Source organism: Streptomyces sp. NPDC006296 (genome assembly GCF_040613235.1).
Classification (GTDB): domain Bacteria; phylum Actinomycetota; class Actinomycetes; order Streptomycetales; family Streptomycetaceae; genus Streptomyces.
Genome location: NZ_JBEXRT010000001.1, coordinates 177575 through 199097, shown reverse-complemented (window position 1 = coordinate 199097; position 21523 = coordinate 177575). Strand labels below are relative to the sequence as shown.

The window sequence follows — 21523 nt, the reverse complement described above, 5'->3', positions numbered from 1 at the left end:
ATGACCGAGACCGGGACCGGCGCCCCGTCGCGTCGGGCGCTGCTGGGCTGGGGCGGTGCCGGGCTGGCGCTCGGCGCGGCGGCGACGGGCGGCGCGGTCGCCGCGGTGCGCTCCGGCGGGGCCGAGACGGCGCCGGACGGCGGCGCTGCGGTGCCCTTCCACGGGGCGCACCAGGCGGGGATCGCCACGGCGGTCCAGGACCGGCTGCACTTCGCCGCGTTCGACGTGACCACCGAGGACAGGGCCGAACTGGCCGCCCTGCTCCGGGAGTGGACACGGGCCGCCGAGCGGATGACGGCGGGCCGGCCCGTGGGCGAGGGGGCGTACGGCGGCGCGGCCGAGGCCCCGCCGGACGACACCGGCGAGGCACTGGGCCTGCGGCCGTCCCGGCTGACGCTGACCGTCGGCTTCGGCCCGTCGCTGTTCGCCGAGGACCGCTTCGGCCTGGCGGACCGGCGGCCCGGGGCCCTGGTGGACCTGCCGAAGTTCCCCGGCGACAACCTGGACGCCGCCCGCAGCGGCGGGGACCTGTGCGTGCAGGCCTGTGCGGACGACCCGCAGGTCGCCGTGCACGCCATCCGGAACCTCGCCCGGATCGGAATGGGCCGCACCGCCGTCCGCTGGTCGCAGCTGGGGTTCGGCAAGACGTCCTCGACGACGCCCGACGCCCAGACCCCGCGCAACATGATGGGGTTCAAGGACGGCACCCGGAACATCTCCGGCACGGACGAGGCCGCCCTGCGCCGGCACGTGTGGGCCGGTGCGGCGGACGGCACCGGATGGATGGCCGGGGGCTCCTACCTGGTGGCCCGGCGCATCCGCATGCACATCGAGACCTGGGACCGCGCCCCGTTGCAGGAGCAGGAGGACATCTTCGGCCGCGACAAGGGCGAGGGTGCCCCGGTGGGCAAGGCCGCGGAGCGCGACGAGCCGTTCCTGAAGGCGATGCTGCCGACCGCGCACGTGCGCCTGGCGCACCCGGACAGCAACGGCGGGGCGCGCCTGCTGCGCCGCGGCTACTCGTTCACCGACGGCACGGACGGCCTGGGCAGGCTCGACGCGGGGCTGTTCTTCCTGGCCTACCAGCGGGACGTCCGCACCGGTTTCGTCCCCGTCCAGCGCGCGCTCGCGGCCTCGGACGCACTCAACGCATACATCCAGCACGTGGGTTCGGCGGTCTTCGCCGTCCCGCCGGGCGTCCGGGACACGGACGACTGGTGGGGCCGGGCGCTGTTCGCATGACCCGCACCGTGGAAGGACCCGCATGTTCGGCAACTATCTGATCGGCCTGCGCGAGGGACTGGAGGCCGGCCTGGTCGTCTGCATTCTCGTCGCCTACCTGGTCAAGACCGGCCGCCGCGACGCGCTGCGCCCGGTGTGGACCGGCATCGCGATCGCCTGCACCCTCTCGCTGGCGTTCGGCGCGGCACTCGAATTCGGTTCCCAGGAGCTGACGTTCGAGGCGCAGGAGATGCTCGGCGGTTCGCTGTCGATCCTCGCCGTCGGGCTGGTGACCTGGATGGTGTTCTGGATGCGGCGGACCGCGCGGCACCTGAGGACGGAGCTGCACGGCAGGCTGGACTCGGCGCTCGCGATGGGCACCGGCGCTCTGGTGGCCACCGCCTTCCTGGCGGTGGGTCGCGAGGGCCTGGAGACGGCCCTGTTCGTGTGGGCGTCGGTCCGGGCCAGCGGCGAGGGTTCCTCGGCGCCGCTGATCGGGGTGCTGCTGGGCATCGCGACCGCGATCGCGCTGAGTTGGCTGTTCTACCGCGGTGCGCTGAGGATCAACCTGTCGCGGTTCTTCACCTGGACCGGCGGCATGCTCGTGGTGGTGGCGGCGGGTGTGCTGGCCTACGGGGTCCACGACCTGCAGGAGGCCCGCTTCCTGGGCGGCCTGGGGACCAAGGCCTTCGACATCACGAGCACGGTCCCGCCGGACAGCTGGTACGGCACCCTCCTCAAGGGCGTCTTCAACTTCCAGGCCGATCCGACCGTTCTCCAGGTCACGGTGTGGGCGCTGTATCTCATCCCCACGCTCGCGCTGTTCCTCGCCCCGGTAGGGTTCAGGCGGTCAGTGCGGACGACGGATCAGAAGGCGCAGAAGGCAACGGATGAGAAGGCTGGGTCGACTGGCGGCGGGGCTCGCGACGGCGACGGTACTGGTCGTGACGGCGAGCGGCTGCGTGACGGTACACGGTGAACTGGAAGTGGTGCCGGGGGCGACGCGGTCCGAGGCGGCGCAGGCCCTGAAGGACTTCACCGTCGCCTACAACAAGGCGGACAAGGCGTACGACCCGGCGCTCGACGAGGACCGGGTGACCGGTGCGCTCGGAGCGGTCAACCAGGCCGGCCTGGCCGCCCGGCGGAAGAACAGCCCGCAGGGCAACACGGCCCACCGGCCGCTGGAGCTGACCGACGCGTCCTACGTCATCCCCAGGAAGGCGGGCTGGCCGCGCTGGTTCCTGGCGAACACCGACTCCAACCGTGACCAGGACGGCGGGAGGACGGACAACCGCTGGCTGCTGGCGTTCCTCCGCACCGGGCCGGACGCGCTGTGGAAGGTCGCCTACCTGGCGGTCGCCGCACCGTCCGAGATCCCGGAGTTCCGCGAGGACGCCGACGGCTGGGCCGTGCCCGTGCCCGCCCCGGACTCGGACGCCGCACTGGCCACCCTGCCGGCGGACCTGAGCACCACGTACACGGACTACCTCAGCGACGGCTCGCCGGACGTGTTCGCCCCGGGGCCGCTGACCTCGGGCTGGCGCGAGGCCCGGAAGAACACCCGCAGGGCGGGCTTCTCGTACCAGTACGTCGACCAGAAGCTGGACTCGGGGACGTTCGCGCCGCTGGGTCTGACGACGGAGGACGGCGGTGCGCTGGTCTTCTTCAGCAGCAGGCACTTCGAGCGGCAGACGGCGGCCCAGGGGCTGCGGCCGGCGGTCTCGGCCGATGTGCGGGCGCTGCTGACCGGCGAGGTGAAGAGCACCCTCACCAAGGAGCGGGTCTCCGGCCAGCTGGCCCTCGTGCCCGGGAAGGGCGCCGAGGGGCGGGTCCGCCTGCTGAACCGGCTGCCCGGCCTGGTCGCGGCGAAGGGCTCCTGAGCCCTGCCGCACGGCACGCCAGCCCGTCCTGCCGCAGGACCGGGCTCCCGGCCCCGCGGCGCACCCACGGACCCCGTGCGGACACCGGCGCGCGGCGGGGCCCAGGGGCGTCCCGGGCGGCGGGGTCCGGCGGGGGCCCGGCCGCACCGGTGTGTCCCGCCGCGGCCGGACGGCGCCGGGCCCCGCTCCCTCAGCGGCTGAGCGGCCAGGCCACCGAACCGTGGTCGAGGTCGCCCTCGTCGGCCGAGTCCGCGTACTGCGCGCAGGCGTCGGTGAGCGTCTCCAGCAGGGTCAGCGGATCGGGCAGCGGGTGCTCGGGTCCGCGGATCCAGTGCACGTCCAGGTCACCGGGGAGCCTGGCGGGCGGCAGGAGGACGTAGCTGCCCCGGCAGTGCCAGCGCAGCCCGGGGTGTTCGTCCATGGTCTCGGGGTGGCAGTCCAGCTCGCACGGCCACCACTCGTCCTCGTCCTCCGGGGTACCGCGGGTGGCGCTGAAGAACAGCATCCGGTCGGCGCCTGACCGGGCCACCGGGCCGACGTCGACGCCCGCGTCGGTGAGCCGTTCGAGGGCGGCCTGCCCGGCGGCGAGGGGGACGTCGAGGACGTCGTGGACGAGGCCCGTGGCGGTGATGAAGTTGGCCAGCGGCTGGTCGGCCGCCCACCGCTCGATCTGCGCGCGGTCCGTCGTGGACTGGGTCTGCCAGGCGAAGGAGACCGGGTGCCGTGCGGGCGTCGGACAGCCGATGCGCTCGCAGGAGCACCGGAACCCGGACGGGTGCGCGGCGGGAGCGATCGGCATTCCGGCCTCGGCGACGGCGAGGAGCAGCTCCAGCCGTGCCGCGTCGTCGGCTTCCGGCTGCGGTCTGGGCCGCCTGCGCAGCCACTGGGAAATCCTGCCCTCGGTGCCGCGGCGGCGGCTGGAATCGGCGCCCATCTATCCCCTCACCTCAGTGGTTACCCCACCATGCTCCCACCATCCTGCTCCTCGGGGGGCCGGAGTCGCCAAGCGGGTACCCGGACCGTCACGCGGAGGCGACCGCCGGCGTACCGGGGGTGATCATCCGCCTGGCCGGATTCATGCGCGGGGGGAGAGTCCGCGCAGGGCGTGGTCGACGAGCGCGTCCGCGTACGCGTGGGTGAGCGGGAGCGTCCTGAGCAGCCGGCGGTGGGTCAGCGGGGCGACCAGCAGCTCCACCGCGATCCGCGGTTCGACGTCCGCACGCACCTGGCCGGGCCGCTGGGCGGCGCGCAGGCGTGTGACGTACGTCCGGAGCCGGGGTTCGAGCAGTTCCTCGACGAACCGGGCCCCGAACTCCGGGTCGACGGCGCCCTCGGCGGTGAGGGCCCGGACGGGGGCGTCGGTCGCGGGGTCGTTCAGCTCGTCGACCGTGGCCCGCAGCACGGCCTTGAGGTCCGCCGCCAGGTCGCCGGTGTCCGGGACGCCCGACCGGCCGCCCTCTCCCGCCGCGTCCGCCTCCGCCGCCCGGCGGGCGGACCGGTCGAGGAACGCGTCCATGAGCACGGCCGCCCTCGACGGCCACCAGCGGTAGATCGTCTGTCTGCCGGCCCCGGCCCGCGCGGCGACGGCCTCGACCGTCGTCCGCGCGTACCCCGCCTCGCCGACGGGGGTGAGCACGGCGTCCTGGACGGCGCGGCGGGAGCGGTCGCTGCGGCGGGTCGCGTGGGGTGTCCTGCGCGGTGACATCCGGCCGGCCTGGAGGGTCGCGGTCCGATACGTATCGTCTTGCGTGCCGGGCCGGCATCCGCCTCCGCGCCCCACCGAACCACCCGAACGGATCACAGCGCGACGGTCCGGGTCCGGCGCACCATGAACGCACGCACGCACCCCGTGCGCATCCCACCGTTCCGCGGCCGGACCGCCGTTCGTGAGGAGCCTGCATTGACCCGTGACGCCACCCCCCGTCGCTATCTGATGTGCGCCCCGGACCACTTCGAGGTCACGTACTCCATCAACCCGTGGATGGATCCGTCGAAGCCCGTGGACCTGCCCCTGGCCGCCACCCAGTGGGAGGACCTGCGCGACCGCTACCGGTCGCTCGGCCACACCGTCGAACTCCTCACCCCCCGGCCCGACCTCCCCGACATGGTGTTCGCGGCGAACGGCGCCACCGTGATCGACGGGCGGGTGCTGGGCGCCCGGTTCGCCTACCGGGAGCGGTACGCGGAGGCGGAGGCGCACCGGGAGTGGTTCCGGGCCGACGGCTTCACCGAGATCCACGAGCCGGCCCATGTCAACGAGGGCGAGGGCGACTTCGCGGTGACCGCCTCGTACCTGCTGGCCGGGCGGGGCTTCCGGTCCAGTCCGCTCTCCCACGGCGAGGCCCAGGAGTTCTTCGGCCGGCCGGTGATCGGCCTGGATCTGGTGGACCCGCGCTACTACCACCTGGACACGGCGCTGTGCGTCCTGGACGACGCGGCCGACGAGATCATGTACTACCCGGAGGCGTTCTCGCCGGGCAGCCGCGCGGTGCTGGCCCGGCTCTTCCCCGACGCCTTGCGGGCCGGGCGGGCGGACGCCGCCAGGCTCGGTCTCAACGCGGTCAGCGACGGCCGCCACGTGCTGCTCCCGCAGGCCGCGGTGGGGCTCCTCGACCCGCTGCGGGACCGGGGCTTCGAGCCGGTCCCGATGGACCTGGGCGAACTGCTCAAGGGCGGCGGCAGCGTGAAGTGCTGCACCCAGGAGCTGCGGGCCGCACCGGGGAGGGGGTGACCAGACTCGGCGCCCCCGGTCAGGGGCTGTCCTCGGGCGGCGGCCAGGCGTCGCCCCACGCGGTGTCGCGGGCGGCGCGGTAGAGCGTCCCGTGCCGCTTGGTGACGGTGGCGCGCCGCAGGCCCTCGTCCCGGGTGCAGAGTTCCAGCAGCACCTGGCCCTTGCGGATCTGCGGTCTGCGGGTGACCCGGGCGGTGGCGGGGACGGTGGGGAACCGGGTCGCCACGACGTAGCTGAACTTCTCGTCCTCGTGGCTGAGCGAGCCGCCCTTGACCTGGCGGTGCAGGGAGGAGCGGCTGACCCGCGCCGAGAAGTGGCACCAGTCCGTGCCCGGCTCGATGGGGCAGGCGTCGTCGTGGGGGCAGGGCGCCGCGACACCGAACCCGGCGGCGATCAGCCGGTCGCGGGCCTCGATGACGCGTGCGTAGCCGTCGGGGGTGCCGGGCTCCACGATCACCACGGCCCGGGCGGACGCCGCGGCGTCCACCACCGCGGCCCGGTCCGCGGCCGTGAGCTCCTTGAGCACGTACGAGACGGTCACCAGGTCCGCGGGGGCCGGGGCCGGTGACGTGCCGATCCTCGCCCGCTCCCAGGTGGCGGCCCGCAGCGCGGGGACGCCGGAGGCCTCGGCGAGCTCGCGGCCGAGCGCGAGGGCGGGCTCCGACCAGTCCAGCACCGTGCTCCGCGGCCCGTCCCAGGCCCCGGCGACCGCCCAGCTCGCCGCGCCCGTACCGCCCCCGATGTCGGTGTGGGTGGCGGGCTCCCAGTCCGGCGCCGCCTCACGGAGTGCGGCGAGGCAGGACCGTACCGCCTCGAACGTCGCGGGCATCCGGTACGCGGCGTAGGCGGCGACGTCCGCGCGGTCACGCAGGATCGGGGCGTCGGTGGGGGTGGTCCCGCGGTAGCTGGCGATCAGCCGGTCGACGGCCTGCGCGGCCCGGGTCGGGGGCAGCCCGTCGAGCAGGGCGGCCAGTGCCGCGCGCAGGGCTTCACCGGTGGGGAGGGTGGCGTTCACCGCCGAATTGTAGGCGCAGCGTCCCGGTGTCCCGCAGCCCGGTGGTCCGGGACGGGCGGCTGCCGGACCGGACCGCCGGCCGCGGCGGGCCGGTTGCCGTGAGGGCCCGGGCGGGTCACGGCCCGCCCGAGCCCTCACGTACGCGTCGGGGCCGCGTTCAGCCCTTCAGGTGCGGCTCGCGTCCGGTGCCCGCCCTCCGCCACGGGCGGCACAGCAGCAGGAAGCACACCACCGCGGACAGCGCGCAGACCACCTGGACGACGGCCATGGGGACGGCGGTCCGCTCACCGGCGATCCCGACCAGCGGCGAGGCGATGGCGCCGATCAGGAACTGGGAGGTCCCCAGCAGCGCGGAGGCCGAGCCGGCCGCGTGCCGGGTGCGCATCAGGGCCTGGGTGTTGGTGTTGGGCATCGCCAGGCCCATCGCGGACATCAGCACGAACAGCCCGACGGCCACCGGCACCAGACCGACCTCGCCGAAGACCCCGGAGGTCATCAGCAGCAGGGCGAGCGCCGCGACGGAGATGACGGCGAGGCCGAGGCCGAGCGCCTTGTCGAGGCTGACCCGGCCGACGAGCAGCTTGCCGTTGATCTGGCCGACGGCGATCAGACCGATGGAGTTGATCCCGAAGAGCAGGCTGAAGGTCTGCGGCGAGGCGCCGTAGATCTCCTGGACGACGAACGGGGACGCGCTCACATAGGCGAAGAGCGCGGCGAAGGCGAGGCTGCCCGCGATCATGTAGCCGGTGAACACCCGGTCGGCGAGCAGCCCGCGCATGGTGCGCAGCGCGTCGCCGACACCGCCGGTGTGCCGCTGCTCCGCGGGGAGCGTCTCGTGGAGCCACTTCCAGACGACGAGGGTGAGCAGCACGCCGACCAGGGTGAGGACGACGAAGATGCCCCGCCAGTCGGTGAACTGGAGCACCTGGCCGCCGATCACCGGCGCGACGACCGGCGCGACCCCCGAGATCAGCATCAGGGTGGAGAAGAACCGCGCCATCTCGTCGCCGTCGTAGAGGTCGCGCACCACGGCCCGGGAGATCACGATGCCCGCGGCGCCGGCCAGCCCCTGGAGGAGCCGGAAGCCGATGAGCAGCTCCGCGGTGGGGGCGACGGCGCAGATCGCGGTGGCGAGCACGTAGACGACCATGCCGAGGAGCAGCGGCGTGCGCCGGCCCCAGCGGTCGCTCATGGGGCCGACGACGAGCTGGCCGAGTGCCATGCCGGTGAGGCAGGCGGTCAGGGTGAGCTGGACCGTCGCGGCGGGTGCGTGCAGCGCGTCGGTCACCTCCGGGAGTGCCGGGAGGTACATGTCCATGGACAGCGGCGGCAGGGCGGTGAGTCCGCCCAGCACCAGGGTGACCAGGAGTCCGGCCCGCCGTGCGCCGGTCGTGGAGGCGGCCGGGACACCCGGCGCGGTGGTCAGGGAGATGGCCGGGACACCCGCAGCGGTGGGGGTGGCGGTGGCCTGGGCGCCGAGTGCGGCGCCCGTGTCGTTCGTCGGTATGTGCTCGTCTGTTCGCTGGGCCCGGCTCGCGCCGCTGTCCGGCATCCTCGTCTCCGCTTCGTTGAATCCACATCTATGCTCTCAGGTCAGTCGTAGTGGTCGATACCTTTTCCGAGGGCGGGCGGCATGAGCGGGACGGTGCGTTGGGGTGTTCTGGCGACGGGCGGCATAGCCGCGAGGTTCACCGCCGACCTGATGGCGATGCAGGACTCCGGGGCCGAGGTGGTGGCCGTCGCCTCCCGTACCGAGGCCTCCGCGCGGGCGTTCGCCGGGAGGTTCGGGATCGGCCGGGCGTACGGCAGTTGGGCGGAGCTGGTCGCCGACCCGGCCGTGGACGTGGTGTACGTCGCCACCCCGCACTCGGCGCACCGGGAGGCGGCCGGGCTCGCCCTGGCGGCCGGCAAGCACGTCCTGTGCGAGAAGGCGTTCACGCTCAATGAGCGCGAGGCCCGGGAGCTGGTGGAACTGGCCCGGGAGCGCGGGCTGTTCCTGATGGAGGCCATGTGGACGTACTGCGATCCGCTGGTCCGCCGGATCACCGAGCTGGTGCGGGACGGCGCGATCGGCGAGATCCGCACCGTCCGGGCCGACTTCGGCTTCGCGGGCACCTTCGGGGCTGAGCACCGGCTGCGCGATCCCGCGCTGGGCGGCGGCGCGCTGCTGGACCTGGGGGTCTACCCGGTGTCGTTCGCCCAGCTGCTGCTGGGCGAACCGGACCGGGTGCAGGCCGACGCGCTGCTGTCCCCGGAGGGGGTCGACCTGAACACCGGGATGCTGCTGGGCTGGGACTCCGGTGCCACGGCGCTGCTGAGCTGCTCCCTCGTCGGTGACCTGCAGGCCTCCGCGACCGTCACGGGCACGGCGGGGCGGATCGACCTCCCCCGGGACTTCTTCCACCCGGACCACTTCTTCCTGCACCGGCCGGGGCGGGAGCCGGAGAAGGTCGTCACGGGCCCCGGCCCGCAGGGCCTTTCGGGCATGCAGTACGAGGCCGCCGAGGTGACACGGGCGCTGCTGGCCGGGGAGACGGAGTCCCCGCTGGTGCCGCTGGAGGGCTCGCTCGCCGTGATGCGGACGCTCGACGCGGTGCGCGAGCGGATCGGCGTCCGCTACCCGGCGGACGACCCCGCCTGACGGAGGACTCCCCCGGGCAGGTCGCGGGCCGCGCGGGACCGGCCGGGACCCGAAGGCCCCGGACCGGGTCCGGGCCGGGGCGCGTTCGCTGCCGGTGGCGGGTCAGGCGGGGGTGAGTCCCGGGTCGCCCGCCTCGGTCACGAAGGAGGCGGCCGTGCCGACCGGCGCGCCGGGGGTGGTGACCGCCGGCACCGTACGGAAGTCGGCACGCGCCTGCCGGGTGCCGAGGGTGACGAGCGTGTAGCCGCGGCGTCCGTCGTAGAACTTCAGGTGCGGGTTGGCCCGGGTGAGGTTGTCCCAGTTGGCCGGCCGTTCGGAGCCGTCCTTGCCGCTGGAGACCGAGGTGGTCACGATCTCCGTGCCGACGGTCCGGGACTCAGGGTCGTCGAAGTCGGCCTTCAGGTCGAAGCCGTACGCGACGTGCACGTCGCCGGTCAGGACCATCAGGTTCTCGATCCCGGCGGCCTCGGCGCCGTCCATGAGCCGCTGCCGGGAGGCGGGGTAGCCGTCCCAGGAGTCCATGGACAGCTTGTGGACGCCGGCCGGCACGTTGCGCCGCCGGGCGAAGGTGACCTGCTGGGGCACGACGTTCCAGCGGGCGTCCGAGGCCTTCCAGCCGTCGAGCAGCCAGCGCTCCTGGGCGGCGCCCGTCATGGTGCGCGCGGGGTCCTCGGACTCGGGCCCGGGGACCTGCCAGCCGTCGCCGTACGCCTGGTCGCTGCGGTACTGACGGGTGTCGAGGACGTCGAACTGGGCGAGCCCGCCGAAGCGCAGCCGCCGGTACAGCCGCATGTCGGGGCCGGCGGGGCGCTGCGGGGTGCGCAGCGGCTGGTTCTCCCAGTACGCCCGGTAGGCGGCGGCCCGGCGCAGCAGGAACTCCTCCGGGGGGACGTCGTTCTCCGGGGTGTCGCCCGCGTAGTTGTTCTCGGTCTCGTGGTCGTCCCAGGTGACGACGAAGGGGTGCGCGGCGTGTGCGGCGCGCAGGTCCGGGTCCGACCTGTAGAGGCCGTACCGCATCCGGTAGTCCTCCAGCGTGACGGTCTCCCGGGCGAAGTGGGCGGGCAGCACGCGGTCGGTGTAGGCGCGGGCGCCGCCCGCGGCGGTGACCGCGTACTCGTAGAGGTAGTCGCCGAGGTGGAACACCACGTCGACGTCCTCGTCCGCGAGGTGCCGGTAGGCCGTGAAGTAGCCGTCGTGGTACGCCTGGCAGGAGACGGCGGCCAGGGTCAGGGAGCTGTTGCGGGCGCCGGGGGACGGCGCGGTGCGGGTGCGTCCGGCGGGGCTGGTCCAGTCGCCGGCGCGGAAGCGGTAGTGGAAGCCCCGGTCGGGGTCGAGCCCCCGCACCTCGACGTGCACGCTGTGCCCGAACTCCGGGTGGGCGGTGGCGGTGCCGCGCCGGACGATCCGGCGGAAGCGCTCGTCGCGGGCGATCTCCCAGCGGACCTCGACGCGCCGGGCGGGCAGCCCGCCGTCGGCCTCGTAGGGGCGGGGCGCGAGCCGCGTCCACAGCAGCACGGACGTCGGCAGCGGGTCCCCGGACGCCACCCCGAGGGTGAACGGGTCCTCGGTGATCCTCCGGGCGTCCAGCTCGGCGGCGGCCGCCGTGCCCGCGCCGGGCAGGCCGACGGTGAGGGCGAGTGCGGCGGCGGCACCGGTGACGGTGAGGAATCGGCGGCGGCCCGGCCCGGACACGAGCCTGCGTGCGGCGCTGCGCAGCTCGGTGGCGTGGCCGTGCCGCCCGGGCGTCCTGGTGATCTGTGCGGGTGTCATATGCCCCTCCCGTGCCGGATGCTGTCAGAGGAAGGGAAGTGCGGCGCCACGACTTTCCGTTGGCACGTACACAGCATCCATATGGCGGTGTGGTGAGCACCGGGTGCCGGCCGCCGCGAAACCTCCCGTACGCTGCCGGGCCATGAACGCTGAGCAGAGAATCGCCGTCGTCACGGGTGCGGGTTCGGGGATCGGCAGGGCCGTCGCCCTCACCCTCACGGGTGCGGGCTGGACCGTGGTGCTGGCGGGGCGGCGGGCCGCGGCCCTGGAGGAGACGGCCGCGGCGGCCGGCCCGGGGACCACCGTCCGCGTGCCCACCGACGTGAGCGATCCGGACGGGGTGGCCGCGCTCTTCGCCTCCGTACGGGACCGCTTCGGCCGGCTGGACCTGCTGTTCAACAACGCGGGGACGTTCGGGCCGCGCTCCACCCCGGTCGAGGACCTCGCGTACGAGGACTGGCGGGCGGTGGTGGACGTCAATCTGACGGGGACGTTCCTGTGCGCCCAGGCGGCGTACCGCCTGATGAAGGAACAGGACCCGCAGGGCGGCCGGATCATCAACAACGGCTCCGTCTCGGCCCACGCGCCGCGTCCGCACTCCCCCGCGTACACCGCGACGAAGCACGCGGTGACCGGACTGACGAAGTCGCTGTCGCTGGACGGGCGGCCGTACCGGATCGCCTGCGGGCAGATCGACGTGGGCAACGCGGCGACGGACATGACCGAGCGGATGAGCGCGGGGATCCTGCAGGCCAACGGCGAGGTGGCGGCCGAGCCGGTCATGGCGGCGGACGACGTGGCCCGGACGGTCCTGCACATGGCCGGACTGCCCCTGGAGGCCAACATCCAGTTCGCCACCGTGCTGGCGACGGCCATGCCGTACGTGGGCCGCGGCTGATCAATTCCGATCGAGGTAAACCCGGAACTGACCACCAAATAAAGCAACTTGAAAACTTTTGTCGTCAGTTCCGGATGAACGTCTTCTGCCCGTATGCTGCTGACCTTCACCGGAAGACCACAGAAGGACCACACAGCATGCGCATACGTACCGCCGGGCCCCTCGCCCTGGCCGCCGCGACCGCTCTGGCCGGCTCGCTCCTCGCCTCGGTCCCGGCTTCGGCGGCCTCCCACCAGGGCGGGCTGCACCTCGGCAAGATCCAGTACGACAGCCCCGGCAAGGACACCCGGACGAACACGTCCCTCAACGCCGAGTACGTGGACATACACAACAACGGCAGGTCCAAGCTGCAGCTCAAGGGCTACCGGCTGAAGGACAACACCGGTTACACGTACACCTTCCCGAGCCTCGCCGTCGCCGCCGGCAAGACGGTCCGGGTGCACACCGGCAAGGGCAGGAACTCCGCGGCCCACGTGTACTGGAACCGCGGCTCGTACGTCTGGAACAACACCGGCGACAAGGCCCGGCTGATCAAGCCGGGCGGCAGCCTCCTGGACTCCTGCTCCTGGGGCAGGGGCACCGGTGTGAAGGTCTGTCACTGACCACAGTGAGAAGGCCGCCGCGGCCGGGGGGTCCGCAGTGCGGCCAGGGGGTGGTCCGGGGAGTCAGGACCCCGGACCACCCCTGCTGAAGGCCCGGGAGGACGGCACCGCCGCCCCGGGAACCTGCTCGGGGACGCCGCCGGCGCTTCGGGAACCAGGAACACCGCGCTCGGGGACGCCGCTCCGGGGCGCCGCGGGAATGCGCCGCCGGCGGCCCTGGTTGGGCTGTGGCATGAGCAGCCGATCCAGCGCCGAGGTCCTCCACTACACCGCGTTCTCCGCCGATCCCGGCGGGGGCAACCGCGCGGGGGTCGTGCTGGACGCCTCCGGACTCGACGACGCACAGATGCTCGCCGTCGCGGCGGAGCTGGGGTACAGCGAGTCGGCGTTCCTCACCGCGCCGGACGGCCGCGGCGGACACACGCTGCGCTTCTTCAGCCCGAAGGCCGAGGTCTCCTTCTGCGGGCACGCCACGGTCGCCGCGGCGCTCGCGCTGGCCGAGCGGGACGGCCCGGGCGATCTGCTCTTCACCACCCCGGCCGGTCCGGTGCCGGTCACCGTGGCCCGCGAGGACGGTGAGCTCCGCGCCACCCTCACCAGCGTCGAGCCGTACGTCGAGGAGGCCGGGTCCGCGGACCTGGCGGAGGCCCTGGCCGCCCTGGACTGGCCGGCCGCGGATCTGGACCCCGCACTGCCGCCCCGCATCGCGTACGCCGGCGCCCGCCACCTGGTGCTGGCCGCGGCGAGCCGGGAGCGGCTGGCGGACCTGGCGTACGACTTCGCCCGGCTGGAGGCGTTCATGCACCGGCTGGGCCTGACGACCGTTCAGCTGGTGTGGCGGGAGTCCGCCGCCGTCTTCCACGTACGGGACCCGTTCCCGGTCGGCGGCGCCGTCGAGGACGCGGCGACGGGCGCGGCGGCCGCCGCGTTCGGCGCGTACGCACGCGAGCTCGGCCTGGTCCCGGACGACGCCGTCCTCACCCTGCACCAGGGCGCGGACATGGGGCGGCCCGGCACCCTCACCGTCGGACTGACGCCGGGTGACACCCGGGTCAGGGTCAGCGGCACGGGAACCCGCATCGACTGAGGGGCGGGACGGAGTCCCGGGCGGCGGGCACCGGGGCGGGACCGGCTGCCGGGACGGCCCGAGGCCCCTGCCGCCGTGCACCCGGCCGCGTGCCCGAGCGCGGTCGGGATCCTGGGCGGCGGGACACCCCGAGCCCCCTGCCGCCATTCGCCCGGCCGCGTGCCCGAGCCGCGGTCGGGCCGGTCTGCGTCCCGCCCGGTCAGCGGACATCCCGCACCCCGGCGCCGGCGGCCCGGCGCCCGACACCCCTCGGCCCCGGCAGCCCCGCCGGCCCAGCCCTCCACCCCGGCGCACCGCACCCCCGCACCCGTCTCAGCTCGCGTACACGCCCGCCCGTGCGGCCACCGCCGCCGCGCGGGCGGCACGGTCGGCGGCCTCCTCGTCGAGGGGGTCGCCGCTGGCCAGCAGCCGGTAGTAGAGCGGCGCGGACACCGCCCGGATCACCTCGCGGGCGTCGGTGCCCGGGGGCAGCTCCCCCCGCCCGACCGCCGCGTCGACACAGCCGGCCCACTCGTCGATGCGCACCGCGTAGAAGCGGTGCAGGGCGTCGGCCGTCCGGCCGTCGCAGGTCGCCGCCGCGACGACGGCCGTGAAGAGCGGCCCCTGCCGCCCGTCGGTCAGCGTCCGCACCACCAGCCGTGCGTTGGCGCGGAGGTCCTCGTCCAGGGAGCCCGTGTCGCTGCGCGCCTCCGACTGCTCCGCCATGTCCGTCAGCAGGTCGGCGACCAGCCCCGCCGTGGTGGACCAGCGGCGGTAGACCGTGGTCTTGCCGACCTCGGCGCGGCGGGCGACGTCGGCGAGGTCGAGCCCGTCGAAGCCGTGCTCGACCAGTGCGTCACCGGCCGCGCGCAGCACGGACTCCCGCACCCGTGCGGTGCGCCCGCCGGGCCGGACCGTGCCCGGCTCCCCATCCATCCCATTCATAACGGGTCTCCCGTTCCATTAGTCGCCTCACCCCTGCTACGGTGACCTTCATCTTAACGGAACTAAAGGACCGTTAAACTCCCGGGTCTCCAGGAAGGGCACCCCCATGTCCACGTCCAGCACGGCGTCCGCCACCGCGGATCCCGCCACTCCGGCCCCGCGCACGACCGGCCGGCAGAAGCTCGTCCTCGTCCTCCTCCTCGGCGCGCAGTTCATGGTCGCCGTCGACTTCTCGATCCTGAACGTCGCCCTGCCCGCCGTCGGGGAGGGACTCGGGTTCTCCCTCGCCCACCTCCAGTGGATCGCCACCTCCTTCGCCCTCGCCGCCGCGGGTTTCACCCTGCTGTTCGGGCGCGTCGCCGATCTCGTCGGCCGCAAGCGGCTGTTCGTCGGCGGCATGGTCGTCCTCGGCCTCTCCTCGGTGCTCGGCGGGATCGCCACCTCCCCCGAGGTCCTGCTCACCGCCCGCGTCCTGCAGGGCCTCGCCACCGCCGCCGTCACCCCGGCCGGCCTCGCCCTGCTCACCACGGCGTTCGCGGAGGGGCCGCTCCGCGAGCGCGCCCTCGGCCTCAACGGCGCGCTGATGTCGGCGGGTTTCACCGCGGGTGCGGTCCTCGGCGGCCTGCTGACCGATCTGCTGTCCTGGCGCTGGGCCTTCTTCGTCAACGTCCCCGTGGCCGTGCTCGTCGTCGCCCTCGCCCCGTCCGTGATCACCGAGTCGCGGCCCGCCGGGCGGCCGAAGCTCGACCTGCCGGGGGCCGCGGCCGTCACCGGCGGCCTGCTCCTGCTCGTCCACGGACTGACCCGGGCCGGCGAGACCGGCTGGACCACCCCCGCGACCCTGGCCCCACTCCTCGCGGGCGCCGTGCTCCTCACCGGGTTCTGGTTCATCGAGAAGCGGGCGGCGGCGCCGCTGGTGCCCGTGCACATCCTCCGGCGGCGCAGCGTCGTCTGGGGGAACACCACCGGGCTGATCGCCTTCGTCACCGAGACCTCGCTGGTCTTCCTGCTGACGCTCTACCTCCAGGAGGTCCTCGGCCGCTCCCCGCTCGCGACCGGGCTCGCCTTCGGCGTCCTGGGCGCCGGGACCGTGACCGGCGGTCTCCTCGGCGGCCGTGCGGTCGGGCGGTTCGGCAACCGGCGCGCCATCGTCCTCGGCGGGACCGTCCAGGCCGCCGCGACGCTCTCCCTGGTGGCGCTCGGCACCTCCGACGGCTGGATCGCGCTCCTGCTGGTGGCGAGCTTCGTCGGCGGCGTCGGCAACATGCTGATGATCGTGGGCTTCATGGTCACCGCCACCTCCGGCCTCCCCGACACGGAGCAGGGGCTGGCGACCGGGCTCGCGACGATGACCCAGCAGGTGGGGATCGCCCTGGGCATCCCGGTGATGAGCGCCGTCGTCACGGCCCGGACGGGCACGGGCACCGGACCGGCGGCGGTCCTGTCCGGGGTCTCGGCCGCGATCCTGGTCAACTCGGCGCTCGTCCTCGCCGGGGCACTGCTCGCGGGGGCCTTCCTCGGCCGGCCGGGCAGCAGGACGCCCGCCGGGCGCGTCGGGCCGGGGACGGGGGACGCGGGCGCGGCAGGATGACGGCCGTCGCACCACCGCCGCCCGGCGCCCGGGCACGCCGATCCCCGCCCGGCTGAACGAGAGGCGTCCTCCCGGTGACCGGGCGCCGGACGGCGGCTGAACAGGAGACGTTACGATCACGGGCACCGCGGCGGTACCGCGGTGCCACAGCCGCCGGGAAACCAGGAGCCGAGCCTTGTCCGAACCACGCATCGGTGTGTCCGTCATCACCATGGGAGACCGCCCGGAGCAGGTCGAGGCGCTGCTCGCGTCGGTGGCGATGCAGGACGTGCGCCCCTCCCGCGTGGTCGTCGTGGGCAACGGCTCGCCCCTCCCCGACTACGGCGCGTTCCCCGGTCTGACGGACCTGGCCGGCGGCGTGACCCTGCTCGAACTCGACGAGAACCTCGGCTGCCCCGGCGGACGCAACGAGGCCCTGGACGCGCTGGCCGGCTTCGGCGACGTGGACGTGGTGATCGAGCTGGACGACGACGGGCTCCTGGTGGACAAGGACGTGTTCCGCAAGGTCCGGGAGCTGTACGCGGCCGACCCGGGCCTCGGCATCGTCGGGTTCCGCATCGCCGACGAGCACGGCGAGACCCAGCGCCGGCACGTGCCGCGGCTGCGCGCCAAGGACCCGATGCGCGGCGGCCCGGTCACCGCGTTCCTCGGCGGCGCCCATGCACTCTCGATGCGGATGCTCGCCGAGACGGGCCCCTGGCCGGCCGAGTTCTTCTTCACGCACGAGGAGACCGACCTGTCCTGGCGGGCGCTCGACGCGGGCTGGAAGATCCTCTACGAGCCCGGGCTGCTGCTCCAGCACCCCCGGACGTCCCCGGCCCGGCACGCGGTCTACCACCGGATGACGGCCCGCAACCGCGTCTGGCTGGCCCGGCGCCACCTGCCCGCCCTCTTGGTCCCGGTCTACCTCGGCACCTGGATCCTGCTCACCGTCGCCCGCACCCGCTCGGCCTCCGGACTGCGCGCCTGGGCGGCCGGCTTCTCCGAGGGCGCCCGCACGGCGTGCGGTGAACGACGGCCGATGCGCTGGAGCACGGTGTGGCGGATGACACGCGTGGGGCGTCCGCCGATCATCTGACGGACCGGCGCCTTCCGGACGGTCGGGCCGCCGTGCCGGGAGCCCGGCCGTCCGGAAGGTGCCGCCCGGCCGGGCGCGCGGAGGCGGGAGCCCGGTCGGGCGCGGAGCCCGCAGCCCGGCCGGGCGCGAGGCCGGGAGCCGGTCGACACGGAGTCCGGAGCCCGGAGGGGAAGCTCTGGTTCCGTAAAAACCACTTCGAGCTGATCATGGGGCGTAGATCGTTTAGGCTCTGGGCAGCCTCAGGGCGCACATGAGGGGCCGTCATATTCGCGCTCTAAACGTGCACTTCGAGTCAATGGGCGTCAATTCCGATCGCCCTGTCGCAGGGGCGGGGGCCTGCGATCCGCCTCACGAGAGGACGCCAATGCCGCAGGACGTCACGTTCGACCTCCCCTTCGCCACCCCGGTCAGCGAGCACCTCGCCCCCGCCCGGGAGCGCCATCTGCGCTGGGTGTGGGAGAAGGGCCTGGTACGGAGCCAGGCCGGGTTCGAGGAGTACCAGTCCTGGGACCTGCCCCAGGCTGCGGCCCGGACCTACCCGCACGCCTCGGCCGAGGACATGGTCGTCCTGATGAACTGGTTCTCCCTGGCCTTCCTGTTCGACGACCAGTTCGACTCCGGGAGCCCCGACCGCGCGGACCGGATAGCCGAGGTCGCGCGGGAGCTGATAGCAACACCGATGCGGCCCGCCGGGACGACCCCCCGCGTGGTGTGCCCGATCACCGTGGCCTGGGCCGAGGTGTGGGCCCATCTTTCGGATGGCATGTCCTTGACATGGCAGACCCGGTTCGCCGCCTCCTGGGGGCGCTTCCTCGTGGCGCACACCGAGGAGGTCGACCTGGCGGCCGAGGGCCGCGCGGGCTCCCTCGGCGTCGCGGAGTACGCGGAATTCCGGCGCCGTACCGTGGGCATCCACCACAGCATCGACGCGGGGGAACGCAGCCGCGGGTTCGAGGTGCCGGCCCAGGTGCAGGCGCACGACCTGATGGTCAGGATGCGTGACCTCGCCGCGGACACCATCGGGTTCATGAACGACATCCACTCCTTCGAGCGGGAGCGGCGCCGCGGCGACGGTCACAACCTCATCGCCGTGCTGCACCGGGAGCGCGGCGGCACCTGGGAGCAGGCCGCCGACGAGGCGTACCGCATGACCACCCGGTGCCTGGACGAGTACCTCGAACTGGAGGCGCGGGTACCGGTGATGTGCGCGGAGCTCGGCCTCGGCGCCGAGGAGCGGGAGCGGGTGCGGATGGGGGTGGAGGCCATCCAGCACTGGATCGGCGGCAACTACGAGTGGGCGCTGACCTCGGGCCGGTACGCCGCCGCGAAGGAGGGGCCTGCCGCCACGGCCGAGCTGGCGGGCCGGGGCTCGCTGGACGATCTGCTCGCCGTCTGACACGACGCCGCCGCCCGGCCGGGGAACCGGCCGGGCGGCGGGACGGGCGGGGCCACCGGGGGCGGCGTCAGACCGGGGCGAACTCCACCGGGAGGGAGTCCAGACGCGCTTCCCAGGTGGAGGCGGTCGAGGTGAGTTCGTCGGCGGGCACCGCCAGGTGCAGCCCGGGCAGCCGGTGCAGCAGGACGTCCACGGCGGTCTCGATGATGGCCTGGCCGATGTTCTGGCCGGGGCACTCGTGGGGTCCGCCGCTGAACGCGAGGTGCGACTGGTTGCCGTGCACGGAGACGCCCGCGTCGGGCCGGATGTCGGGGTCGAGGTTCCCCGCGGCGAGCCCCAGCACCAGCAGGTCGCCCTCCTTGACCTGGGTACCGCCGAGTTCGAGGTCCGAGGTGGCGAAACGGCCCGGGAGGACCGCCAGCGGCGGGGTGTTCCACATGACCTCCTCGACCACCTCGGAGATGTTCAGCTGACCGCTGACCAGCCCCGCGAGGCGCGAGGCGTCGGTGAGGACCAGCTCCAGCACCCGGGCCAGCAGATTGCTGGTCGTGGTGTGGGCGGTGATCAGCACCAGGCGCAGGTGGCTGAGGATCTCCTCCTCGTCGAGGCCCGCGGTGTGGGCGAGCAGCCCGGTGGTGAAGTCCGGACCGGGCTCGGCGCGCTTGCGCTCGGCGAGTTCGCCGAGGATCTCCATGATGCGGTCGTTGTGCTCCAGGGCGTCCGGCCCGCCCTTGATGACCTGGGCGCAGGAGACCGCGAGGCTGCGCCCCCCGGCCGCCGGGAGGCCGAACAGCCGTGTCAGCACGAGCATCGGCAGGTACTCGGCGTACTCGCCCACCAGGTCGGCGCCGCCCTTCCCGGCGAACGCGTCGATCTGCTTGTTCGCGAAGTGCGTGACGTGGCGCCGGATGCCGCGCCCCGCGAGGGTGTCCAGGTTGTCGGTGACGGCCCGGCGCAGCCTGCGGTGCGGCTCGCCGTCCTGGGACACGCAGTCGGGGCGCCAGCCGAGCATCTGGATGAGCGGCGAGGTCTCCTCGACGCCGCCCTCCTCGAAGTCCCGCCAGATGCGCGAGTCCCGGCTGAACTGGAGGGGGTTGTCCAGCACCCGCCGGCTCTCGCGGTAGCCGAGGACCAGCCAGGCGCGGACGTCCCCCTCCAGGAGCACCGGTGCCACCGCCCCGTGTTCCTTGCGGAGCCGGTCGTAGATGCCCTGTGGGTCGATCGCCGCGTCCGGCCCGTACAGCCGGGTGAGGTCACCCCCGGCGCCGTGCATGACGGGGCACCCTCGGGGGGCGTCCGGGCCGTTCTCCGGGAGCTCGGTCATCGGGGCTCCAGGGCGGCGTCGGAACGTGCCTTGAGGTGGCGGATCAGCGCGATCAGCACGTCACGGCTGGAGTTCCGGTCCCGGGCGTCGCAGGTCACGACGGGGGTGTGGGCGGGGATGTCCAGGGCGTCCCGGATCTCCTCGACGGGGTGCTGCTGCGAGTCGGGGAACACGTTGAGCGCGATGACGAAGGGCACGTCCTGCCGCTCCATCTCCTCGATCGCCCGGAAACTGGAGGCCAGCCGCCGGGTGTCCACCAGGACGACGGCCCCGAGCGCCCCCTTGAACAGGCCGTTCCACAGGAACCAGAACCGCTCCTGCCCCGGTGTCCCGAACAGGTAGAGCATCAGCTCGTCGTTGAGGCCGATCTTGCCGAAGTCGAGGCTGACGGTGGTCTCCTGCTTGTCCGCCACCCCGATCAGGTCGTCGACGTCCACGCTGGCCTGGGTCAGCGTCTCCTCGGTGGTGAGCGGCTTGATGTCGCTGACCGAACGCACCAGGGTGGTTTTCCCGGTGCCGAACCCGCCGGCGATCATCACCTTCACCGAGCGGGTGCCCCCGGCCGTCTGCCGGTCGGGATGGTCAAAGCCTTTGAAGTCCACTGAGTACCTCCTCAAGGAGCGCGATGTCGGGCCCGCGGCCGGCGGCTGACGCCGGGATGGGATCACGGGCCTCGACGCGGCCTGCGTCCAGCAGGTCGGCCAGGAGTACCGCGAGAATGTTGAAGGGCAATCCGAGGTGGGCGCCGAGTTCGGCGACCGACAGCGGATCGCGGCAGCGCCGCAGAATCTCCTCGTGCTCGTGCTGGAGGCCGGTCTCGGCCGCAGCACGGGAGGTGATGAGGGTCGCCACGTCCAGGGTCGACGCCGACCCCCCCGGCCCACTGCGTCCTCCGGTGAGGACGTAGTAGCGCTCCAGACCGGGTGGGTCCGACGGTCGGCGGGGACCACTCATCCAGAGTGCTCCTCCAGGCGCGGGCTGGTGCCGAGAAGCTCACCCATCCTGCGCGCCAGGTCCCTCATCTGGTGTCCGAGCAGGCCCTGGTCGAGCCCTTCCTTGGCGAGGACCCCGAGGTACGTCTCCACACCGGCCCGCACGACGAAGAGGTGACCACCGTCGACCTCGATCATCGCCAGGCGCAACTGGCCTGCGTATGTGGGGAATTGCTCGGCCACCGGCTGGGCGAGCGCCTGCAGTCCGGCGACCACGGCGGCGAAGCGGTCCACGTCGTCCGGGTCGTCGGCGCCGTAGGAGGTGATGGCCTTGCCGTCACTGGAGGCCACGAGGGCGAAGCGGATCTCCCGGATGCTCTCCGTCAGATCCCGGAGCGCCCAGCTCACGTCGGTTCCCTGTTGCGTCATGTGG

The 21523-nt window shown here is 73.6% G+C and carries 21 protein-coding genes; 11 read left to right on the top strand and 10 right to left on the bottom strand.

The window, feature by feature from the left end:
• Genes efeB through ABZ172_RS00965 form a run of 3 tightly spaced genes read left to right on the top strand, consistent with a single transcriptional unit; the run spans position 1 to position 3101 of the window.
• Positions 1 to 1242, top strand: a complete 1242-nt coding sequence (efeB, locus tag ABZ172_RS00975) for an iron uptake transporter deferrochelatase/peroxidase subunit (protein ID WP_356878736.1) — start codon at positions 1 to 3, stop codon at positions 1240 to 1242.
• 22 nt (positions 1243 to 1264) lie between these two features.
• Positions 1265 to 2200, top strand: coding sequence for an iron uptake transporter permease EfeU (gene efeU, locus ABZ172_RS00970; RefSeq protein ID WP_356878735.1), 936 nt, complete (start codon positions 1265 to 1267; stop codon positions 2198 to 2200).
• Positions 2112 to 3101 carry a hypothetical protein gene (locus ABZ172_RS00965; RefSeq protein WP_356878733.1) on the top strand — a complete coding sequence of 330 codons (990 nt, stop codon included), beginning with the start codon at positions 2112 to 2114 and terminating at the stop codon, positions 3099 to 3101. The genes efeU and ABZ172_RS00965 overlap by 89 nt, the downstream gene beginning before the upstream one ends.
• Positions 3102 to 3291: 190 nt before the next feature.
• Here the strand turns inward: ABZ172_RS00965 and ABZ172_RS00960 are convergent, their stop codons facing one another.
• Both ABZ172_RS00960 and ABZ172_RS00955 read right to left on the bottom strand, forming a co-directional pair.
• Entirely contained in the window at positions 3292 to 4035 is a 744-nt protein-coding gene (locus ABZ172_RS00960) for a bifunctional DNA primase/polymerase (protein ID WP_356878731.1), read from the bottom strand.
• Positions 4036 to 4176: 141 nt separating this feature from the next.
• Positions 4177 to 4806, bottom strand: a complete 630-nt coding sequence (locus tag ABZ172_RS00955; protein WP_356878729.1) for a TetR-like C-terminal domain-containing protein — start codon at positions 4804 to 4806, stop codon at positions 4177 to 4179.
• Positions 4807 to 4929: 123 nt separating this feature from the next.
• On the opposite strand from ABZ172_RS00955, the gene ddaH reads away from it, so the two are divergent.
• Complete coding sequence (gene ddaH, locus ABZ172_RS00950; RefSeq protein ID WP_356878727.1) at positions 4930 to 5832, top strand: dimethylargininase; 903 nt, start codon at positions 4930 to 4932, stop codon at positions 5830 to 5832.
• 19 nt (positions 5833 to 5851) lie between these two features.
• On the opposite strand, the gene ABZ172_RS00945 is transcribed toward ddaH, so the two are convergent.
• Both ABZ172_RS00945 and ABZ172_RS00940 read right to left on the bottom strand, forming a co-directional pair.
• The gene (locus ABZ172_RS00945) at positions 5852 to 6847 is read right to left on the bottom strand and encodes a small ribosomal subunit Rsm22 family protein (RefSeq protein ID WP_356878725.1); all 996 of its coding nucleotides are present in this window, start codon (positions 6845 to 6847) and stop codon (positions 5852 to 5854) included.
• A gap of 157 nt (positions 6848 to 7004) precedes the next feature.
• The gene (locus tag ABZ172_RS00940) at positions 7005 to 8399 is read right to left on the bottom strand and encodes a Bcr/CflA family multidrug efflux MFS transporter (RefSeq protein WP_356878723.1); all 1395 of its coding nucleotides are present in this window, start codon (positions 8397 to 8399) and stop codon (positions 7005 to 7007) included.
• Between the two features lie 81 nt (positions 8400 to 8480).
• On the opposite strand from ABZ172_RS00940, the gene ABZ172_RS00935 reads away from it, so the two are divergent.
• Positions 8481 to 9488: a Gfo/Idh/MocA family oxidoreductase gene (locus ABZ172_RS00935; RefSeq protein ID WP_356878721.1), complete on the top strand. Its 1008-nt coding sequence runs from the start codon at positions 8481 to 8483 to the stop codon at positions 9486 to 9488.
• A gap of 102 nt (positions 9489 to 9590) precedes the next feature.
• Here ABZ172_RS00935 and ABZ172_RS00930 read toward each other — a convergent pair whose 3' ends face one another.
• Positions 9591 to 11258, bottom strand: coding sequence for an alkaline phosphatase D family protein (locus ABZ172_RS00930; RefSeq protein ID WP_356878719.1), 1668 nt, complete (start codon positions 11256 to 11258; stop codon positions 9591 to 9593).
• 142 nt (positions 11259 to 11400) lie between these two features.
• On the opposite strand from ABZ172_RS00930, the gene ABZ172_RS00925 reads away from it, so the two are divergent.
• The 3 genes from ABZ172_RS00925 to ABZ172_RS00915 all read left to right on the top strand — a co-directional run bounded on the left by ABZ172_RS00925 (position 11401) and on the right by ABZ172_RS00915 (position 13845).
• Positions 11401 to 12156: an SDR family oxidoreductase gene (locus ABZ172_RS00925; protein WP_356878717.1), complete on the top strand. Its 756-nt coding sequence runs from the start codon at positions 11401 to 11403 to the stop codon at positions 12154 to 12156.
• 137 nt (positions 12157 to 12293) lie between these two features.
• Positions 12294 to 12758: a lamin tail domain-containing protein gene (locus ABZ172_RS00920; protein ID WP_356878715.1), complete on the top strand. Its 465-nt coding sequence runs from the start codon at positions 12294 to 12296 to the stop codon at positions 12756 to 12758.
• A 232-nt stretch (positions 12759 to 12990) separates the two neighbouring features.
• Positions 12991 to 13845, top strand: a complete 855-nt coding sequence (locus ABZ172_RS00915; RefSeq protein ID WP_356878713.1) for a PhzF family phenazine biosynthesis isomerase — start codon at positions 12991 to 12993, stop codon at positions 13843 to 13845.
• Positions 13846 to 14157: 312 nt separating this feature from the next.
• Here the strand turns inward: ABZ172_RS00915 and ABZ172_RS00910 are convergent, their stop codons facing one another.
• A complete protein-coding gene (locus ABZ172_RS00910; RefSeq protein ID WP_356878711.1) occupies positions 14158 to 14769 on the bottom strand; it encodes a TetR/AcrR family transcriptional regulator in 612 nt (203 codons plus the stop codon).
• A gap of 106 nt (positions 14770 to 14875) precedes the next feature.
• Between ABZ172_RS00910 and ABZ172_RS00905 the strand changes: the two genes are divergently transcribed.
• The 3 genes from ABZ172_RS00905 (at position 14876) to ABZ172_RS00895 (ending at position 18834) form a co-directional block, all read left to right on the top strand.
• Positions 14876 to 16360 (top strand): MFS transporter, encoded by a 1485-nt coding sequence (locus ABZ172_RS00905; RefSeq protein ID WP_356878709.1) that lies wholly within the window; start codon positions 14876 to 14878, stop codon positions 16358 to 16360.
• Between the two features lie 175 nt (positions 16361 to 16535).
• Positions 16536 to 17438, top strand: a complete 903-nt coding sequence (locus ABZ172_RS00900; RefSeq protein ID WP_356878707.1) for a glycosyltransferase — start codon at positions 16536 to 16538, stop codon at positions 17436 to 17438.
• Between the two features lie 364 nt (positions 17439 to 17802).
• On the top strand, positions 17803 to 18834 hold the full coding sequence (locus tag ABZ172_RS00895; RefSeq protein ID WP_356878705.1) for a 7-epi-alpha-eudesmol synthase: 1032 nt from the start codon (positions 17803 to 17805) through the stop codon (positions 18832 to 18834).
• Between the two features lie 67 nt (positions 18835 to 18901).
• On the opposite strand, the gene ABZ172_RS00890 is transcribed toward ABZ172_RS00895, so the two are convergent.
• Genes ABZ172_RS00890 through ABZ172_RS00875 form a run of 4 tightly spaced genes read right to left on the bottom strand, consistent with a single transcriptional unit; the run spans position 18902 to position 21519 of the window.
• Positions 18902 to 20158, bottom strand: coding sequence for a cytochrome P450 (locus tag ABZ172_RS00890; protein WP_356878703.1), 1257 nt, complete (start codon positions 20156 to 20158; stop codon positions 18902 to 18904).
• Positions 20155 to 20760: an ATP/GTP-binding protein gene (locus ABZ172_RS00885; RefSeq protein WP_356878701.1), complete on the bottom strand. Its 606-nt coding sequence runs from the start codon at positions 20758 to 20760 to the stop codon at positions 20155 to 20157. The genes ABZ172_RS00890 and ABZ172_RS00885 overlap by 4 nt, the downstream gene beginning before the upstream one ends.
• Positions 20741 to 21112, bottom strand: a complete 372-nt coding sequence (locus ABZ172_RS00880; protein WP_356878699.1) for a DUF742 domain-containing protein — start codon at positions 21110 to 21112, stop codon at positions 20741 to 20743. The genes ABZ172_RS00885 and ABZ172_RS00880 overlap by 20 nt, the downstream gene beginning before the upstream one ends.
• Positions 21109 to 21519, bottom strand: coding sequence for a roadblock/LC7 domain-containing protein (locus ABZ172_RS00875; protein ID WP_277334256.1), 411 nt, complete (start codon positions 21517 to 21519; stop codon positions 21109 to 21111). The genes ABZ172_RS00880 and ABZ172_RS00875 overlap by 4 nt, the downstream gene beginning before the upstream one ends.
• Positions 21520 to 21523 lie beyond the last annotated feature (4 nt).

Coding starts and splice junctions, on each gene's coding strand:
- efeB (WP_356878736.1), top strand. CDS start 1: ATGACCGAGACCGGGACCGGCGCCCCGTCGCGTCGGGCGCTGCTGGGC.
- efeU (WP_356878735.1), top strand. CDS start 1,265: ATGTTCGGCAACTATCTGATCGGCCTGCGCGAGGGACTGGAGGCCGGC.
- ABZ172_RS00965 (WP_356878733.1), top strand. CDS start 2,112: ATGAGAAGGCTGGGTCGACTGGCGGCGGGGCTCGCGACGGCGACGGTA.
- ABZ172_RS00960 (WP_356878731.1), bottom strand. CDS start 4,035: ATGGGCGCCGATTCCAGCCGCCGCCGCGGCACCGAGGGCAGGATTTCC.
- ABZ172_RS00955 (WP_356878729.1), bottom strand. CDS start 4,806: ATGTCACCGCGCAGGACACCCCACGCGACCCGCCGCAGCGACCGCTCC.
- ddaH (WP_356878727.1), top strand. CDS start 4,930: ATGAACGCACGCACGCACCCCGTGCGCATCCCACCGTTCCGCGGCCGG.
- ABZ172_RS00940 (WP_356878723.1), bottom strand. CDS start 8,399: ATGCCGGACAGCGGCGCGAGCCGGGCCCAGCGAACAGACGAGCACATA.
- ABZ172_RS00935 (WP_356878721.1), top strand. CDS start 8,481: ATGAGCGGGACGGTGCGTTGGGGTGTTCTGGCGACGGGCGGCATAGCC.
- ABZ172_RS00930 (WP_356878719.1), bottom strand. CDS start 11,258: ATGACACCCGCACAGATCACCAGGACGCCCGGGCGGCACGGCCACGCC.
- ABZ172_RS00925 (WP_356878717.1), top strand. CDS start 11,401: ATGAACGCTGAGCAGAGAATCGCCGTCGTCACGGGTGCGGGTTCGGGG.
- ABZ172_RS00920 (WP_356878715.1), top strand. CDS start 12,294: ATGCGCATACGTACCGCCGGGCCCCTCGCCCTGGCCGCCGCGACCGCT.
- ABZ172_RS00915 (WP_356878713.1), top strand. CDS start 12,991: ATGAGCAGCCGATCCAGCGCCGAGGTCCTCCACTACACCGCGTTCTCC.
- ABZ172_RS00910 (WP_356878711.1), bottom strand. CDS start 14,769: ATGAATGGGATGGATGGGGAGCCGGGCACGGTCCGGCCCGGCGGGCGC.
- ABZ172_RS00905 (WP_356878709.1), top strand. CDS start 14,876: ATGTCCACGTCCAGCACGGCGTCCGCCACCGCGGATCCCGCCACTCCG.
- ABZ172_RS00895 (WP_356878705.1), top strand. CDS start 17,803: ATGCCGCAGGACGTCACGTTCGACCTCCCCTTCGCCACCCCGGTCAGC.
- ABZ172_RS00890 (WP_356878703.1), bottom strand. CDS start 20,158: ATGACCGAGCTCCCGGAGAACGGCCCGGACGCCCCCCGAGGGTGCCCC.
- ABZ172_RS00880 (WP_356878699.1), bottom strand. CDS start 21,112: ATGAGTGGTCCCCGCCGACCGTCGGACCCACCCGGTCTGGAGCGCTAC.
- ABZ172_RS00875 (WP_277334256.1), bottom strand. CDS start 21,519: ATGACGCAACAGGGAACCGACGTGAGCTGGGCGCTCCGGGATCTGACG.